A 17,212-nucleotide genomic window follows, 5' to 3' on the forward strand; every position below is an offset into this window, starting at 1 on the left:
ATTTCACCTCCTTTTTAGATGACCTGTTTATTTTTAAATTTTACTTTTTAACATCTCACTAAACTTTTTCTCTAAAGGATAAACTTTATATTTCCCCAACAAATTATTCTCTAAACAATATTTAAAAGTTTCTTCCACCCCTTCTTTAAAACTGTAGTCTATTGATCCGCCTTTTTCATCGAGTTTGGAAATATCCCCATATAAATTTTCGGTCCTAAAAGGAAACCATTCTCTTACTTTAATATTACTATCATCTACCTCTTTAATTATAGCTTTTTTCCCTATTACTTCTTCCATAACATTTATCATTTGTTTAAAATTCATATATTCATTTCCTGATATATTGAAAATGTTGTTATTGAAATTATGATCTCTAACAGCTTTAAAAATATTATTCGCTAGATCTTTAACATATCCAAATTGAATAATTGTATCCTTTGAAGGTACAAAAATTGTTTTTCCATCTAAAATTCGATTAAAAAAATAAGTTTCTCTATCCAAGTTATTTCCAGCACCAAAAATATAAAAAGGCCTAAAGACAATAAAATTAGAAGCATTCCTCATAGAAAATTCTTTAAGCGTCTCTTCACATAAAAACTTATTTAAAGCGTAATTTCCCCATCTGAAATTCCCACCTATTTCATCCTCTTCTTTTGCCGGTGCTTTTTTTATATCTTGATAAACAGAAGCACTGCTTATAAGTATATATTTTTTATACTTTCCCTTAAGAACCTCTAAAGACATTTTTATTTGCTCTGGCTCATAAGCAGATACATCAATAATAGCTTCAAACTTATGTGAATCTAAAAGACAATGTAAATCCAGAAGGTTATGTAAATCTAAGATATTATACAACTCCTTTTTTTTATTTCTATCTCCCTTTATATGAATTGCTCCTGTAGGATTACTTCTTGTACCTCTATTAAAAGCATATACCTGAAATTTTTCAGCTATTAACTTTTCACATATATGTCTTCCTAGAAATTGATTCCCTCCTAAAATTAAAACTTTTTTCATTTAGTCCCTCCATGCTTATCTCGGATATTAAAAAATAAATAATTTTATTTAGTTATTTTCTTCCTTTTATCTGATTTACAATTTTTTCCATAATTTCCTTTATAAAATCATAAGATAACACAGAAAACAAAACATTTAAGATATAATCGTTGTGTAAATAGGAGTTCAGCAATACTTATCGCATACAAAATAATTTTTTAATATATTGTAACTTTATTTTAATTTTGCTACAATTAATTATTAAGTAAATATTAAGCAAACGCTTTCAAATACAAGGAGGAATAATATGAAAAAACTATCGATTATGCTTGCAGCTATAGCAATCAGCGGAATAACTTATGGAGCTCAATTAGAACTTAAAGGCGGCTTTGAACCTTGGAGAGAAGGTAACAATTCGTACTCAAGCTTTGATAACGGAGGAAGTTTAGGAGCTGAGCTTTTATTTAATGCTGAAAATATGCCTTTTGATTACGGTATTGGTATGGAATGGAAATCTGAATTCTCTGGTGGAGATGGAAATAATGTATTAGCAGAAACAAAAGCAAATGCTTTCCCTATATATTTGACAGGTAAATATGGAATCGGAGAAGATTTGTTTTATTTAGTCGGTAGAGCTGGATGGTCAATCTATGACAATTCTAGTGCTAAAGATGGATTTTATGGTGCTGTTGGTATAGGAAAAGAACTTGGAAACTTCACTCTAGAAGCTCTCTATGAAACTATGGATCTAAGTGGTTCTTCTAACATGTATTCAGGTGATAGAGCTAACTTAGCTTCTATCAAGTTTGGTTATAAATTTGGTGAAAACAAGAGAGATGTAATCTCAAGAGAAAAAGAAGCCGCTGCTAAAGCTGAATATGAAAAACAGCAGGCAGAAATAAAAAAATTAGAAGAAGAGAATAGATTAGCCCAGGAAAGGCAGGTAGAGGAGCAAAATAGATTAGCTCAAGAAAAAGCTCTCAGAGAAACCATGCTTGATAAATACAGCTCTTTAGTAGTTACAGAAAATTATGAAACTAATAAATTAGAGTCTGATAGTAATAATGAATCATTCTTCAAAAACATCGATAATGATTTAACTGCAGAATCAGGAACACTTAAAGTGACTAGTTATACTGATAACAGAGGTTCTGAAGAATATAATCAATCTATTTCCCAACAAAGAGCCGATAAGGTAGCTGACAAAATCAAATCAAACCTTACTAATGAAAATATTGAAGTTATATCAGAAGGATTAGGAGAAACTAATTTCTTAAATGATAACGCTACTTTTGAACAAAGAAAAGCTAATAGAAGAACAGAAATTAATTTTATAGCTAAATAAATATAACAATGAAAGCAGGGTGATTACACCCTGCTTTCAATTTACTCACTATTTTTATACATTTAATAATTCATATTAAATTTTTAGTCCCCATTCATAATTTTTGTTTTTAAACCATCTAATCTATTTTTTCTCCTTCTGTTTCAAGAATATTTCTTCCCCATTTTTCCATAAGGTCTAATATCTCTCCTAGTCCTTTTCCTTTAGAAGTTATTTTATATTCTACTCTAGGAGGAACTTCCGGGTAAACAGTCCTTTCTATAAACCCATTTTTTTCTAATTCTTTTAGATGTTCGGATAATACTTTTTTACTTATGCCAGGAACTATTTTTTGTATTTCACTAAATCTTAAAATTTCTTTATTAAGGTGCCATACAATAAGCGACCTCCACTTACCGCCTAATACATCTATTGTAGTTTCTATAGGACATTTATACTCCTTATTGTTCCACCTATACATAACTTTCCTCCTAATCCTTCATTATTTACTATTATTCTATCATGATATAATAACTTTTCCTCTATTTATTCCATTTCATTATTTTTTTCAAAAAAGTTTTTTCCTTCTAAGACAGTCTTTTTCATAAAAGGAACCTTTAGGTAACCTGACTACTAAAAAGTGCCTTCTTCATAAACTTTTTTATCTATGTTATTCTTACTCTATATTAGAAGAGTAGCAAGGAATTTATTAGTGTTCATATATAATTTAGGAGGTAACAATGAGATATCCAAGAGCGTTTTCACATATTGGAATTACAGTGTCAGATTTAGATAAAGCGGTTAAGTTTTATGAAGAGGTTATGGGTTGGTATATTATTATGAAACCCAGTGAAGTAGTAGAAGAAAAAGAAACGGCAATAGGTCAGATGTGTATAGATGTCTTTGGTGAAGGATGGGGTACATTTAGAATAGCTCACCTTTCTACTGCAGATGGTATAGGAATTGAGCTGTTCGAATTTCCTAATAACACTAAACCACAGGCTGAGTTTAAACCTTTCCAAACTGGTGTATTTCACTTTTCGGTAAAAGATCCAGATGTAGAAGGTTTGGCAGCTAAAATAGTAGAAGGTGGGGGAAAACAAAGAATGCCAATAAGAGAATACTATCCAGAAGATAAGCCATACAGAATGGTCTATATGGAAGATCCTTTTGGAAATATTATAGAAATTTACTCTCATTCATATGAACTTCACTATGGTGCAGGTGCATATCAACACGAATTAAATAAGTAAATCAAAATTAACTTTAACAATAAAAATGTCTATTTAGCCGAATATATAAGAACTAAAAAAGCAGGATGAAGCCCATCCTGCTTTTTTTGTAAATTAAGCTAACATAGCCTAAAATAAATAATTTCCTAATTAGTCTACCCGTTTTTTTACCTTAGATGGGGTTTTCAAACGGAAATCATTTGTTTTTAACTGATAAACATCTGTTTCCCAGGTTGCTCCCAATTCATAGATATGCCATTCCATTTCCTTGGGGAGAATTTTTTTTTCGAGAAGATTATTTAAACCTTGAATTGCTTCTTCAACACTGCAATAAACCACACCATCACCATAGCTTCCATCTGCCTCTAAAAAGGACTTAGGGAAAGTTGGAGGCACTTGATCAGCCAGAATAACTCCTAATTTTATAACAGGCTTCCCATTTTCAAGTGATTTATCATAATTAATATCTGCAATTGTGTAAACGCCTGAACATCTACTGTTTTGTTCTTCACCTAAAGCCAAGCTATAAAAAGCTAAAATCATAATAACTAAAATTACAAATACATTATTTTTCAAAATTTCATCTCCCTCAATTACTTTTCGGACTAATCCATCTGCTTATAGATATTAGTCCCTGTAGCTTGTACTAGCGGGAGTAATTTCTATCTTTTCATACAGTTGTATAATTATAAATATAGACTTTTATTTTCTATGCATAAAGTAATTATATAACACTAAACACTCCGTGTCCACTAAGGTTAAGTGGTAGATTTTATGTGATAAATTCGGAGCACACGTTAGAGCCTCTGTCTTTAAAAGTAAATAAAAAATCAGGCAAGAATGGCCTGATTTTTTATTATATTTTTTTATCTCTACCCTAGTAGTACACTAATGGTTTTCCACCATGTGATCTACTAGAATTGAAATGAATTTCTAAATCTTTTTTACTTCAACCTATACTATACGATCTCTTTTCTTCTTGTACGTATAATTATCTAATTATAAAAATTTAATTACTCGTTTGAATCAGGGAATTCTAAATGAATTTCTTGGAATTTATGATTTAACTTTTTAAAAGCTTCTAATACATGAGGGTCAAAATGTTCTGGCATAGTTCTACCATTTCCCTCTAAAATAATTTTCATAGTCTTCTCATGAGTAAATGCTTCTTTGTAATGCCTTTTACTCATCAAAGCATCATATACATCTGCCATTGCCATTAATCTTGCAGAAATTGGAATTTCCTCTCCGACTAAACCTCTAGGATATCCTAATCCATCCCATTTTTCATGGTGAGAATAAGCTATTTCTTTCGCAAAGCGTAAAAAAGAGTTAGTTCCCATAATTTTTTCTGCTTTTAATATAGCATCTCTTCCATAAGTTGTATGTTTTTTCATCTCTTCAAATTCTTCTTTTGTTAATTTTCCTGGTTTCATTAAGATGTTGTCTGGGATTCCAACCTTACCAATGTCATGTAGCTGGGCTGAATCGACAATTAATTCGATTGTTGCTTTATTTAGATGATTTGAAAACTTGGGATGATCTTTAAGATGCTCTGCCAAAACTCTTACATAGCTTTTTGTACGATAAATATGCATACCAGTCTCATTGTCTCTGGTCTCAGCTAAAACAGCGAGACTTTTGATGGTAACTTCTTGAGTTAATTTTACTTCTTTTGTACGTTCATCAACTTTTTGTTCTAAAATTTCATTTTGTTCTTCTAATTTATATTTAACCTCTTTTAGCTCCATATCTCTTATATTAATTTTTTTAATCATAGAGTTAAAATTTTGAATTAAGTAACCAAATTCTTCATTGAGGTTATGAATAATTTCATGTTTATAATCACCATTAGAGACTTCATTTACTGCATTAGATAATTTAGTTATCGGTAAAAATATTATATATACCAATAAAATTAATATCCCTAGAAGTAACAAAGTTCCGCTTATAATATATTTTTTAAGGAATAAATCATGATTTTTCAAAAGGACTCCCTCAAAAGAACTAGTATTTGCTTCTACAAAAACAACACCTATTATATCATTTTTATTTATTTGGCTGTAGGCGATTCCTTTAATGGGAGCTGCAGCTTCAAATTTCTTTTTTTTAAAATCTGAATGAAAATATTGTAATCTATTTTCTTTAATAACCTTTTTTACATGTTCATTTTTGAGTATTTTACCGATTTCAGCTTTGTTGTTGGAAGAAAGAATCGTATCATGCAGGTCATAAACACGTATTATTTTTATAAAGGAATATGCTCCAATTTTTTCAACCATTCTCTGTACTGACTTGAGGTCCCCTTTATCTAAAAGGATTGAAATCCCAAAATCTGAACTAAATAATGTAGAGGAAATCTGATCTTTAACTTGTTTCTCAAAATAATTACGAAAAAGGTTATCGGTCAAAGAAAAAGTAAAAATAATATTTACTGTTACTGCTACTATTATTCCAGCAGCAATTTTAAAATATAATTTTATAAAGGATTTATTCCATTGCCTAATCATCTTTATCGCCTGCCTCTTGAGCGACAGGGTCTGCATCAAAGAGGTTATTTATCTCAACATCCTTTGATATTAAATTATTTTCTACAAGAAACATTTCAATATTTTTTAATTCATCCTTGAAGTCTTCTGAAGAAAAAATATTTTTATTTTCTTCCAAAGTAAAAAATTTAAAATCCTCATAAAAATTTTTAAATTCATCATAGGTCATCCCTTCTTTGGAAGCCATCAATTCATAAGCCTCTTGGGGGTTATTTTTTACAAATTTCTGTGCCCTATACCAGGCTCGGATAATATTGGCATAGTCTTTTTTTCGTTTTTCCAAACTCTCGTTCCTAGCTACTAAAGCATCAATATAATTTAAGGTCTCGTCAGTAGCAGCTATTATTTTACCATGGCCTTTATCAGCTGCATTGCTTAAATAAGGCTCATAAATAAAGCATGCATCCACCTCTTCAGAGATAAATTTCTCCATTCCTTCCTCTGAACCTACAGATATTATTGTTATATCATTTTCTTTTAATCCCTCTCTTTTTAGAACTTTATATAGTAAAAAATGATCATCGGTTCCTATTTCTACTGCCACTTTTTTGCCTTTTAAATCTTTTACACTTTTGATATAGTCTTTAACTACTAACCCATCTGCTCCATTAATTGTATCTGAAGAAAGTATTATTCTTGCGGATTCTCCTCTAGAATCATAGTATACAGTATTAAAATATGATGAATGCACTAAGTCAACTTTTCCAATATAAAGAGAGTCCATACTATCCGACCATCTAGAAAATCTGACAATTTCTACAGGTGTATCACCAAAATAACCTTTTTCTTCAGCAATATACCATAATTCGCAAGGAGGCCAACTGTCTATACCTATTTTAATGGGCTCTTTATAGGATTCACATGCTGTAAACAAAATTAAGATCACTGTTAAACATAAATTAATAATTCTATTTTTTTTAACTCTCATACTTTCCTCCTTTGTAATCAAATAATGATCTAAGATAAAATAATAAATAATTATTATGGAACTTTCAAATCATTTTATATGACTAAAAAACTATCCAATTTATTATAGTCTATTCATTAGAGTTATTTGGTTTTTACCATTTTTTTTAGATTCATACATAATTTTATCAGCTCTATCTATCAATTTTTTATGATTTTCAAATTTTCTATATGTAGTGATTCCAATGCTCAAGCTTAATTTTATTTCACTTTCTTTTACTGATGACATAGAAGCATTTTGTTTAAGCCTTTCAGTTATTTTTAGCGCTGTCTTTACTTTTGTATTAGGGTAAATAATTAAAAATTCATCTCCACCATATCTGAAAGCATAGTCAGACTCCCTTATAGAATTATTTATTTGTTCACCCAAGTTTTTTAATGTCATATCTCCTTTTATATGACCATAAGTATCATTAATAGTTTTAAAATTATCTATATCAATAAACGCCACTGATATATCTGAGTATATTTCACTCAATTCATTTAGTATATTATCTAGACGTTCTTCTAGATGGTATCGGTTATATAGTCCTGTTAGGGAATCTTTTATACTTTTATCATATATGACTTTATTTTCTTCTGACAGGGTGTTCTTAATTTTCTTTTCGTTCATAAAACGCCAAATAATAGCAATTGATATAGTAATCAATCCAGTTGGTATTAAAATATTTTCTATTCTAGATAAAGGACCTTCTAGGATATAAATCTTATCCATTACATCTTGTAAATTTCCTAAATAAAACAAAATGAATCCACTGGTCATTAAATAATAGTTATTCTTATTTTTAAAATCAACTTTTCCAAAATATATCCATATTAGAGGTTGAATACATATCAAAATCTCACTTAAAATATCCGACAATTCTGTGTTTTCTATTTTTTTAAATGACATATCAAAGTAGATTAATATTATAGTTATTATCACTAAAATTAAGTAAGGTATAGTTTTCTTAACCCGTTTAAATTTTTTCATATTACTTACTCCTTTTATTCTCTAGATTATTAGATTAAATGCAATTTAATACTTAGCTCTTCTAAAAGTTTTCTTGGGTAGTTTTCTAATTTAAATATTTACTGTTCTTGCACTTTAAACTTTGTTATCAGTATTACCTCTTCAACACTCATTTTAAGTATTTTCACATCACGTTTATACTATAAATTAATAAAAAATTAATTTTATTTATTATTCTTTTATACCTTTTTCTCTTTTATTTCCTTTTTTATAAAAAAAGGTTTAACCCTCTCTAAAGTTACTTTCTTATTGAATTAGTTTCCTAAAAAATAACTTTGTTCTATGATTCCATGGATTTACTTTTAACTCTATCCTTTTCCTTTGATTTAAAATCTTTCAAACCCACCGATACCTTATATTTATCTAGCTCATTATAAAGCTTATCATTAGAGTTCAATTAATCACGGACAAAATTCTAAGAAAATCGAAAACAAATCAATAAATAATACTAAATAAAAGGACAGTAAATTTATACTGTCCTTCAAAGGTTTATTTTATTGATGTCAATTATGAAAGTTACGAAAAAATTATTTTGTAACTTTCTTGTAATATGTTGAATGAACTTAAAAAATATTCCGTTTATAAAACTTCCCATTGGAAATTTTCATTCTCAAAAAGTTCCACGCAAAAATCTACTATTTCAGGATCGTAATATTTCCCTCTGCCTAGTTTTATCTCATCCAAAGCTGCTTTTATTCCTAAGGCAGGCCTATAAGGTCTATGGGAACTAATTGCTTCTACCACATCTGAGACTGCGATTATCTTTGCCTCTATAATAATTTCTTCTTTCATCAACCCGTTGGGGTAACCAGAACCGTCTAATCTCTCGTGATGTTGGATTATCATCTTTTTTATATCCCATGGAAAGTCGATACCACTTATTATCTCTTGCCCTATTTCTGAGTGAAGTTTGATCAAATCAAATTCAGGTTTAGTGATCTCCCCAGGCCTATTTAGTATCTCTCCAGGCACATAGATCTTCCCTATATCATGGATCAAAGCCCCAAGACGTAGCCCCTCTATACGCTCCTCACTCAACCCAAGTTTCTTAGCAATAGCAACTGCTAGCTTTGTCACTCTTTTCTGATGCCCTGCAGTATAAGGATCTCTTTTTTCTATGGCAAGTACAAAAGCATCTATTGTTTTCAACAGAATTTCATAGTGAGCTTTCTGAGCTTGTTCCCTTTCTTTTTTAAGTCTTAAGACATAAATTCCTTGGGCAATATTTTTAGTGAGCCTATGAAAAAGCTCCACCTCCTCATTTTTGAAGGCGTCTTTACTATTTGAATATACATTTAATGCTCCTATTATATCCCCTTCGGATTCAATAGGTAATGCAATACTTGACCTATAGCCGAATTCCTTAGCTTTTTCTCTCCAAGGCAAATAATCCGTACCTTTCATGATATCTTTCATCAAATATTCCCTACATTCACGGATGGCCCTTCCTGTTGGGCCCTGACCGTAGACATTATCGCCCCAACTTATATTTATGGAGGATAAATACCCTTTTTTAAAACCCGCTTCTGCAACTGGTATGACCTTTTTCTCGGAATCGTTGCCAATAGAACCTATCCAGGCTAACTTATATGGACCTTCGTCAACTAGAATTTTGCAAATTTTTGTATATATCTCCATCTCATCTTTTGCAGCTACAATTATATCTTGACACTTTATAACGGTAGAATATGCATTTCTCATTCTTTGAAAAGATATCTCTAAATTTTCAACCTTAAAATCACTAGACTGATTCTTCATATAGCACCTCTTCTTTTTACTTTATTCAATTTTAACTTTAATTTTTAGGTAAGTCAATTTTTTAAATAAAATATGAAAAGGGAGTAAATCAACAAATAATTTATTGTACATTTATTTAGTATTATTTCGATTTTTATTTGTAACTATATTATTTTACTGAGCTATAGCTTGTCCGAGATAATTAAAACACTTCAATTTTTTTCAACATCAGTAATTTCAACAAAATATATGCTATATAACCGTTATTATATTTATTTCGATTACTTCATGTAATATTTAATTATTTATTTCATTAAAATATATATGAAATAATTTTAAAATAAAAAAGACTCTCAAAAAGAGCCTTGATTTTATTTAATTAACGTTCCATCTTTTGATATTTTATTAGTTTTTGTATCATCTGCCATAGTAATTGAATTTTTACGCCACCACGTTTCTTGTTTTTGTAGACCTCTTTGATATGTCCCAATCATATATTTGTAGTAATCTGTAGCCCCTTCTAAATACATCCCAACATCATAGTTTGTAATAGTACTATTTTGAGGTGTCATGTTTTCATTATTAAAAAAATGAACTAATGTATTTCCTCTTTCTGTATACATTTTTTTTCTAGCATATTCAATCATTTCTTTTGTACTTTTAGAATTAGTATAGACTGTGAAACTCCTACTAACACTAGGAAGCCCTTGTTTTGTTTTAAAATATCCAACATCTTTAAAAATAGACTTACTAAAACTAACACAACTTACTACCAACATCAATATAACTATTATTTTTTTCATTTTTTCCTCCTTTAAATTGTATTATTTACTTAATCTTAAGTAAATAATACATCAAAATTCAGATTTTTTATATTTATTTTTAATTAATATTATATTTAAATTTCTAAGAAGTCAATTTTATTAAATTTAATAAAAAGCATATTAGTTTTATCGCTCGTTAAAAGTATCATATTAAGTGATCATACTATTTTATGTGTTCTTTTACGTATTTTGACACAGTTTATAGAATAGTTAAAAATGACATTATTTTCTCTTTATTTCTATACTGTATGAAACTCTAACTTTACCATTTAGATGAAAATTTTTAATGTATTCTAATGCTGAGATGGTTCCAACTTTTTTATTGTCTAAGTAATAAGTTATTTTATAATTATCTAAAAAAGAATAATTACCAGTTAAATATTGTGTTATCAAATCTAAAAATAATTGTGATTTTTTTTCATCCATTCCATCTTCCTCTCTTATTAATTGTCTTTTACTATTTATACTACTATGTTCTAATTATTTCAATATAAATTTAAAAAGAATAAAAAAAGGAATATTTAAAATATCCCTTTTATTTTTCTATATATTTTCCTCATTACAAATTTTACATGGAGTATACCCTTCTTTAATAGCTACTTTTAAAGCTATAGGTTCTAAGTTTTCAGAATATGGACATTTCTCTTGATGATATTTTTTAGTTTTCTTATTTATAAAAACAAAATTTATTAATTCTTTTTCTTCCCTTTTTATAATCAAAAAAATGATTCCAATTAAAATTATAACTAAGATTATTTTTACCATATTCCCCTCCAATTTTCATTTAAGTAGTCCCACTTACGCCTCTTCCAAATTTCTGAATACTTTTTTTACACTTACTACATATCCTTCTATACGGGATTCCCTTTGAATCAATTTCAGTAATAAATTTTTTCTTGCACTTTAAACAAATAACTTCTTTTTTTTCCATTAGTATCACCTCTTCGACATTTATGTTATTTTAAGTATTAATGTATCACATTTTTGCTATAAAATTTAAAAATTAATTTAAATTTAAGATCTATTTGTTATTTTTTTATACTTTCTTTCTTTTTATTTCCTTTTTTTATAAAAAAAGAAGAGGTTTAATCCTCTCCTAAAAATCTCACTTTTTATTAATTTCGGAACTCCCGAAATAGAAACCTATTATTAGCATGGTGATGTTAGTAATAGACCCAACTACCATGCTATTCATCTGTTTGTCACTACCTACTTCTCCTTTTAGGCTTATCCAGTATAAATAAATACAAAATGATACCCATACAAGTGCTATCAAGGCACTGATGTTCTTTTGAAGCCAAGATGAGTTATTAGAATTATTTATTTTAAAATTCATATCTCTGGCATTTTTCTTGTCATCTAAGATAAATTTTATATATTCATTTTCCTTTTCTTTTAATTTTAAAACCAGCTGAGGATCTCCCTGTAGGGCTTCTAGGATCCCATTTGCTGTGTTAGAGCCTGTAAGTCCTGTAAGAGTTGTTAATGCTCCTACAGGGTTTCCAATGACTGCCTGGGCTAGTGCCGGAAGTCCTTTATCTTTGAAAAAATTTATAATTTTATTCATGTTACCTCCTAATCCAACTGGAAATGTGGATAGTCTTTAAAAGTCTTCCAATCCCCGCCATAACTATTTTTTATACCCAGATAATCAGCACAAACTTTCAATTCCTCACCAACCTTTTTAAAACTTTCTATGTCGTTCCACCCATTAAATGGATACGGAATAAAATCTATAGCTTTCCCTATTTGATGTTTAGATTTTTTATTGACTCCATCCAATTTACTAAATCCATTTTTAAATGCTTTTTGCTGGTCCTCTAAGCTCCTTAAGCCACACGTAATAGTCAGGTCTACCTTCCCTCTGGCTAATACCATTCCAACTATTAGAGGTAGTCTAGGATCTATTTCTTGGATATTTTTGATGCTTCTATTCGATATTTTATTCATTTTTCACCTCCTGTCTTTTAATAGATCAATAGCTATCTTTATATGTTCTAAAAGGCTTTTATGATCTTCTTGATGATTTTTAATATATGTTTTAAAGTCACTCTTATCTACCTTCTTGTCATCCAGGAATCTTTCCATGGTTTTAATCTCTATTTTAATTTTCCCTTGTTCCCTCCAGAGATATAAACTAAATAAGATAATGATGACAATCAACCCTTTTAATGGGTCATCTAGAATTAAATTAAATAATGGTATCATTCCGCCTCCTATTTAAATTAGAGTAAGTTCTTGAGAAGTATCAGCATGAAGTTGTAATAATCTTACTATTTCAGGATCTGGTTTAATTATTTTCATCCCTAGTTTTTCTCTAGAATCTAACCTCGTTTGTCTATTTTCTAAATCAGTTTCGATTGCTTTAATCCTATTATTTATACTATCGATCTCACTTTGTTTATCATAGATCCAGATATTAGCGTTCCAGGTATAAAATTCTCCAGGAGAGGGAATAGTTTTTATCATATTCTCTTCTAAGATTTCACCAATTCCAAGGATTTTATACCCTTTTTCTATTTGCTCTCTATCGTTTAGAAAGTATAGAGTAAAATCAGATTGAATAGTATATGGTTCTACTAATTCTCCCTCGTATACAAAATGGATCTCTGGATCATAGTCATATGGGAATGCTTTTTCATATTTCCCATCAATTCTATTCTCATCCAAAGAAACAGATTTTATATGTTTTTCTTTTGCTAGTTCCCATGTATTGGCTGCTTCTTTTTTAAATAAGTTATATCTCATTTTTCACCTCACTTTTTATCTCTCAACCAAAACAAATTTAGAATTGTTTTGTAAAAGTAATCTCTGCAATATAATCACTTGAAGTTCCTAATAATCTATTAACTATGTAGTTCCTTCCATCTGTTGTAACCTTATATCCTTGTATGAAATGTACAACTGAACCCATGTCTTGAAAAGACACCTTACAGTTATTTCTTGTGAATCCTGTTGGATAAGGAATACTAATTAACTTTTGAAAATCACTCCCACTCACTTTTACTACTTTTGTTAAATTCTCTATTTGTTCTGTATTATTCTGTATTGCATTTTTATTTGTATTAGCTAACCCAAGAGCTTCTAATGCTTTATCATAAGCGGTTTTCACTGCTAATGCTGATGCTACTAAAGTTTTACTTGTTGAATTAACTAGATGGGTTATATTAAGGTTGAATCCTGTCTTTTTAGTAAATTTAGGCTCTTTTTCACTTGCTAAAGTATAAGCCTGGTTAGCTTTTGTCTGCGCCGAATTAGCTGTGTTTTGAGCTGATGTAGCTTTAGTTAACGCAGCTGCGCCTTTATCATAAGCAATTTTTACAGCATATGCTGAAGCTATTAAGACTTTACTTGTTGAACTAATTACATGAGAAAAACTTCTATTAAAAGCATCTTTTTTAGTAAATGCAGGCTCTCCTCCTAGATCACTAGCCCTTTTATCTCCTTCCATTACTGTTCCGGTAATAGTTCCAAATGATTTGTTAAAAGCGTCATTCTTATTAAACTTATCTTCTTTAGTTGCTAGACCTTCTACAAGGTCTTTTATGGTAGCATAGACATTACTTTGATCTATAACCGCATTGATAGTTGCTGCACTTGAAATATAGGTAATAATGTCTTCTACTGATTCTATGACCCCACTGGATTCATTGGGAATTAAATTTGGTGTGTCTGTATTGCAATATGAATAAAGGATCTCAACTCCATCTTCTCCCCTGGCATAAACTCCTACTTCTCTTAAATATGTATCTTCTATAAAACCCTTATTATTAAAGGATATCCTTATCCTATATCCTCCATTAGGTAGTTTGGATGAACTGGTAATACTTAAAATTTTAAAACTATCTATTAGAGAAGTTAAAGCTTCTTTATCTGTTCCTAAAGGAAGGATCCCTTTCCCAATTTCGACCTTAGTAAAGACTATAGCTTCTCCTAAGATAGCTCTAGCTAATAGTTCTTTCCCTTTGTTGGTTAGGACTGTACCTGTATATTTAGCCATTTCTTCCTCCTAAATATTTTTCGAAATCTGAAGCTACATTAGGATCTAATGGAATAACCTCATAAAGTGATGAATGAAAAACAGTTCCTGAGTAGTTTGTCCCTTCCCATTGGCTACTGACTATAATTCCATCCAGAGAACTCCTTTCATTTTTAGTCATATTAATTGATTTATATAGTTCTTTTAGTTTTTCACTTGTTGGCGGGACACTTCCAATGATCTTGAAATGATATGGATTCCCATCATATTCTGACCATTCCAAAAGTTCAAAATCACCATGAATATCTTTCATTGTTTTTTCAACTGCATACCTGGTCCCCTTTGTTTTTCTGACAATATATGCAGTTTCTACTAAACTAGCTTTAATATCTTTGGATAAGGTCTGCTCGTATCCCTCAACTCTCCATTGATATGCTAACTCATCCAAGACAGGCTCATCTAATATCTTGAAATTTCCATAGAGAAAAAGGTTCTTTTCCCTGGTATTAATCAGATCTAATTCTTCCTGGATAATCTGAACTAAAAACTTTATCTCTTCATCTTCCTGAAGGAAATTAGGAAGAAGTCTTAAGATTGAAATATCATCTATTTTAATCATCTTCCACTCCCCCATATCTGATATTTAAATTTATTTCCTTGGCCACTTCAAATGAGTTAACAATTTTAAAAGTTGGAGATACAACAGTAACTCTCTTAGCTCCTGCGCTTCTAACTAGATAAACTAATTCAGTAGGAGTTATATCTCTTTTAAGAGCTCCTTTTTGCCAGGTTACATATTCACTAACTGCCTTATTAACCTGTTCCTGGATCTCATTTACTAACCCTATATTTCGATTAGAGATATAGTAGGTAAAATCTATATCATAGTTTATTTGCGTAGGTTTATTGACTACTAGATTATCAGTTAAGGGTCTTCTCTTATCTGCACTACAAATAGTCAGGACATCTTGAAGTACACTATCAGTAGGAAGTTCACCACCCTTCATTAGAGGAGTTATACGGACTGTTCCTGGAGTAGTCATCTCTACATTTACATCTATGATCTCCTGGTTAGCAGTTTTGGCCCAATAGATATATCCATCTCCCGGACCTGCAGTTGAGAACTTACTTGGAGCAGTTCGGATCCTTTCCTTTAAACTTTCATCGGATTCTATCTCAGCTCCTCCTTGGGAGATCTCCATATTTATTACTGATTTAAAAAATGGAAAAGGATCAACTATCTTGTTTATTTCTCCTGGAAGGTATCCGTTTCCAACTATCCCTTCTTCGGTGCAAACAGCAATAACTTCTTTAATAGTTTCTCCTGGTTTAAATTCAAAATATGGTGTTAGAAAATACATGTTATTCCCTGGTGTTACCCTTACCGGATTAACTCCTAAAAGGTGTTCCTTTGCTTCCTCTATCTCAAACTTTAAGAGTACACTGGCTTTTTTAGCTCCCAATCTTTCTGTATCTGTAAAGGCTCCCATCTCAGTGGCATAGTCTCCCTTTGTATACCTGAGTAGATTCATCTTGAGTCCCTCATTAGTGGCTTCATTTCTGATAAATAAAGAATAAGCAACTGTCTGCAGTAGCCACCTTCTTTCATCTGCTAACCCTAAAGAAACACCGCTTAACTCTTCATACTTTTTAACCATCCTTCCGAGTATCTCTTCAGAACTTTCATTATGTATATTTAAATCATTCAATAATACTCACCTCCATAATGGGCTTTAAAGTTCCCCTTTGATGATCTGTTATATATTCAATCTTATGTATCTTTAATCGAGGCTCATATTTTTTAAATTGGGTTTGGATATTCATCAAGGCAGCACTCCTATTAAGTGGTGAATCAACTATATCTCCATTTATTCCAATTCTCCTGGCCAGGATAACTTCTCCTATGACTACTGAAAGGATGTTTCTCCCATTTTGAAGAATCCTATCTATTCCGGTAGCTTTTAGATTAACTGTATTTTTCGGTTCTAATCTATAGATCATTAAGCCTCACCTCTGTCTATCATTCCCTGGTTAAATCCTTGAGGAACACTCTTTTTCTTGGTAGCTTTTTTAGGTTTAATAACTACATCTGTATTTTTGTATATCAGTTCCACATACTCTTCTAATGTAAGGGAGACATCAATCTTCCTTACCTTTCCGCCATTGGTTATATACTCATATCCGGCATCATAGGAGGTAATAACATACTGACCACTTCTTATGGGTTTATCCCCTAAATTAAAATCTAAAGTTTCTCCAGTATTTTTGTATAGGTCTAATTTTTTAACTAGTTCCAGGGGATCTACTCCAAAGTCACTCCTAAGAACCATTTTGAATGTAAGAATATCGGTTTTCAGATCTATAAACTCCAGAGCAGGTTTCTGCCCTTTCCGGCTATGTTTTTCATAATTAGCTCCGCCGCTTAATTTTAAATTGATAAAATTCAATATTTTCTTATTCTTTCCATCAAAGGAGACCTCAAAAGGAATATCTCCTAATCTTCCTATCATTGTTATCACCTCATTTAAATTTGACTTTTTGCAATTTATGATGAAGACTTTAAATAAGAAGAGATGTTGTCTTCATGTTATTG

The 17,212-nt window shown here is 30.4% G+C and carries 22 protein-coding genes; 2 read left to right on the forward strand and 20 right to left on the reverse strand.

Annotated elements, in window-relative coordinates; translation table 11 throughout:
- Positions 1-33 precede the first annotated feature (33 nt).
- Positions 34-1,017: an NAD-dependent epimerase/dehydratase family protein gene (locus tag K337_RS0107540; protein ID WP_028856066.1), complete on the reverse strand. Its 984-nt coding sequence runs from the start codon at positions 1,015-1,017 to the stop codon at positions 34-36.
- 286 nt (positions 1,018-1,303) lie between these two features.
- Here K337_RS0107540 and K337_RS0107545 point away from each other — a divergent pair, with 286 nt between their 5' ends.
- A complete protein-coding gene (locus K337_RS0107545) occupies positions 1,304-2,341 on the forward strand; it encodes an OmpA family protein (RefSeq protein WP_028856067.1) in 1,038 nt (345 codons plus the stop codon).
- Between the two features lie 118 nt (positions 2,342-2,459).
- On the opposite strand, the gene K337_RS0107550 is transcribed toward K337_RS0107545, so the two are convergent.
- Positions 2,460-2,801: a winged helix-turn-helix transcriptional regulator gene (locus tag K337_RS0107550; protein WP_028856068.1), complete on the reverse strand. Its 342-nt coding sequence runs from the start codon at positions 2,799-2,801 to the stop codon at positions 2,460-2,462.
- A gap of 259 nt (positions 2,802-3,060) precedes the next feature.
- Here K337_RS0107550 and K337_RS0107555 point away from each other — a divergent pair, with 259 nt between their 5' ends.
- Positions 3,061-3,573 carry a lactoylglutathione lyase family protein gene (locus K337_RS0107555; RefSeq protein WP_028856069.1) on the forward strand — a complete coding sequence of 171 codons (513 nt, stop codon included), beginning with the start codon at positions 3,061-3,063 and terminating at the stop codon, positions 3,571-3,573.
- A 129-nt stretch (positions 3,574-3,702) separates the two neighbouring features.
- Here K337_RS0107555 and K337_RS17950 read toward each other — a convergent pair whose 3' ends face one another.
- The 18 genes from K337_RS17950 to K337_RS19140 form a co-directional block, all read right to left on the reverse strand.
- Positions 3,703-4,128 (reverse strand): DVU_2496 family lipoprotein, encoded by a 426-nt coding sequence (locus K337_RS17950; RefSeq protein WP_051251659.1) that lies wholly within the window; start codon positions 4,126-4,128, stop codon positions 3,703-3,705.
- A 437-nt stretch (positions 4,129-4,565) separates the two neighbouring features.
- Entirely contained in the window at positions 4,566-6,062 is a 1,497-nt protein-coding gene (locus tag K337_RS19130; RefSeq protein ID WP_051251660.1) for an HD domain-containing phosphohydrolase, read from the reverse strand.
- Positions 6,055-7,029: an ABC transporter substrate-binding protein gene (locus K337_RS0107570; RefSeq protein WP_028856070.1), complete on the reverse strand. Its 975-nt coding sequence runs from the start codon at positions 7,027-7,029 to the stop codon at positions 6,055-6,057. Before K337_RS0107570 ends, K337_RS19130 begins: the two co-directional genes overlap by 8 nt.
- 102 nt (positions 7,030-7,131) lie before the next feature.
- Complete coding sequence (locus tag K337_RS19135; protein WP_051251661.1) at positions 7,132-8,040, reverse strand: GGDEF domain-containing protein; 909 nt, start codon at positions 8,038-8,040, stop codon at positions 7,132-7,134.
- Positions 8,041-8,658: 618 nt separating this feature from the next.
- Positions 8,659-9,837: an HD-GYP domain-containing protein gene (locus K337_RS17965; protein ID WP_051251662.1), complete on the reverse strand. Its 1,179-nt coding sequence runs from the start codon at positions 9,835-9,837 to the stop codon at positions 8,659-8,661.
- Between the two features lie 350 nt (positions 9,838-10,187).
- A complete protein-coding gene (locus K337_RS0107585; RefSeq protein WP_028856071.1) occupies positions 10,188-10,619 on the reverse strand; it encodes a hypothetical protein in 432 nt (143 codons plus the stop codon).
- Positions 10,620-10,862: 243 nt separating this feature from the next.
- On the reverse strand, positions 10,863-11,066 hold the full coding sequence (locus tag K337_RS0107590; RefSeq protein ID WP_028856072.1) for a hypothetical protein: 204 nt from the start codon (positions 11,064-11,066) through the stop codon (positions 10,863-10,865).
- A 117-nt stretch (positions 11,067-11,183) separates the two neighbouring features.
- Positions 11,184-11,405 (reverse strand): hypothetical protein, encoded by a 222-nt coding sequence (locus K337_RS17970; protein WP_037029247.1) that lies wholly within the window; start codon positions 11,403-11,405, stop codon positions 11,184-11,186.
- A gap of 19 nt (positions 11,406-11,424) precedes the next feature.
- A complete protein-coding gene (locus tag K337_RS19805; RefSeq protein ID WP_156877339.1) occupies positions 11,425-11,571 on the reverse strand; it encodes a hypothetical protein in 147 nt (48 codons plus the stop codon).
- Positions 11,572-11,745: 174 nt separating this feature from the next.
- Positions 11,746-12,207, reverse strand: a complete 462-nt coding sequence (locus K337_RS0107605; protein ID WP_028856073.1) for a hypothetical protein — start codon at positions 12,205-12,207, stop codon at positions 11,746-11,748.
- 8 nt (positions 12,208-12,215) lie between these two features.
- On the reverse strand, positions 12,216-12,590 hold the full coding sequence (locus K337_RS0107610; protein WP_028856074.1) for a M15 family metallopeptidase: 375 nt from the start codon (positions 12,588-12,590) through the stop codon (positions 12,216-12,218).
- A gap of 3 nt (positions 12,591-12,593) precedes the next feature.
- Complete coding sequence (locus tag K337_RS0107615; RefSeq protein WP_028856075.1) at positions 12,594-12,848, reverse strand: hypothetical protein; 255 nt, start codon at positions 12,846-12,848, stop codon at positions 12,594-12,596.
- A 12-nt stretch (positions 12,849-12,860) separates the two neighbouring features.
- Positions 12,861-13,388 carry a hypothetical protein gene (locus K337_RS0107620; RefSeq protein WP_028856076.1) on the reverse strand — a complete coding sequence of 176 codons (528 nt, stop codon included), beginning with the start codon at positions 13,386-13,388 and terminating at the stop codon, positions 12,861-12,863.
- A gap of 37 nt (positions 13,389-13,425) precedes the next feature.
- On the reverse strand, positions 13,426-14,640 hold the full coding sequence (locus tag K337_RS0107625; protein ID WP_028856077.1) for a tail fiber protein: 1,215 nt from the start codon (positions 14,638-14,640) through the stop codon (positions 13,426-13,428).
- On the reverse strand, positions 14,633-15,238 hold the full coding sequence (locus K337_RS0107630; RefSeq protein ID WP_028856078.1) for a phage tail protein: 606 nt from the start codon (positions 15,236-15,238) through the stop codon (positions 14,633-14,635). The genes K337_RS0107625 and K337_RS0107630 overlap by 8 nt, the downstream gene beginning before the upstream one ends.
- Positions 15,231-16,328 carry a baseplate assembly protein gene (locus tag K337_RS17975; RefSeq protein WP_051251663.1) on the reverse strand — a complete coding sequence of 366 codons (1,098 nt, stop codon included), beginning with the start codon at positions 16,326-16,328 and terminating at the stop codon, positions 15,231-15,233. The genes K337_RS0107630 and K337_RS17975 overlap by 8 nt, the downstream gene beginning before the upstream one ends.
- On the reverse strand, positions 16,321-16,620 hold the full coding sequence (locus K337_RS0107640) for a hypothetical protein (protein WP_028856079.1): 300 nt from the start codon (positions 16,618-16,620) through the stop codon (positions 16,321-16,323). Before K337_RS0107640 ends, K337_RS17975 begins: the two co-directional genes overlap by 8 nt.
- Complete coding sequence (locus K337_RS19140; RefSeq protein WP_051251664.1) at positions 16,620-17,129, reverse strand: phage tail protein; 510 nt, start codon at positions 17,127-17,129, stop codon at positions 16,620-16,622. Before K337_RS19140 ends, K337_RS0107640 begins: the two co-directional genes overlap by 1 nt.
- Positions 17,130-17,212: the final 83 nt, after the last annotated feature.

This window comes from Psychrilyobacter atlanticus DSM 19335 (assembly GCF_000426625.1).
GTDB classification, from domain to species: domain Bacteria; phylum Fusobacteriota; class Fusobacteriia; order Fusobacteriales; family Fusobacteriaceae; genus Psychrilyobacter; species Psychrilyobacter atlanticus.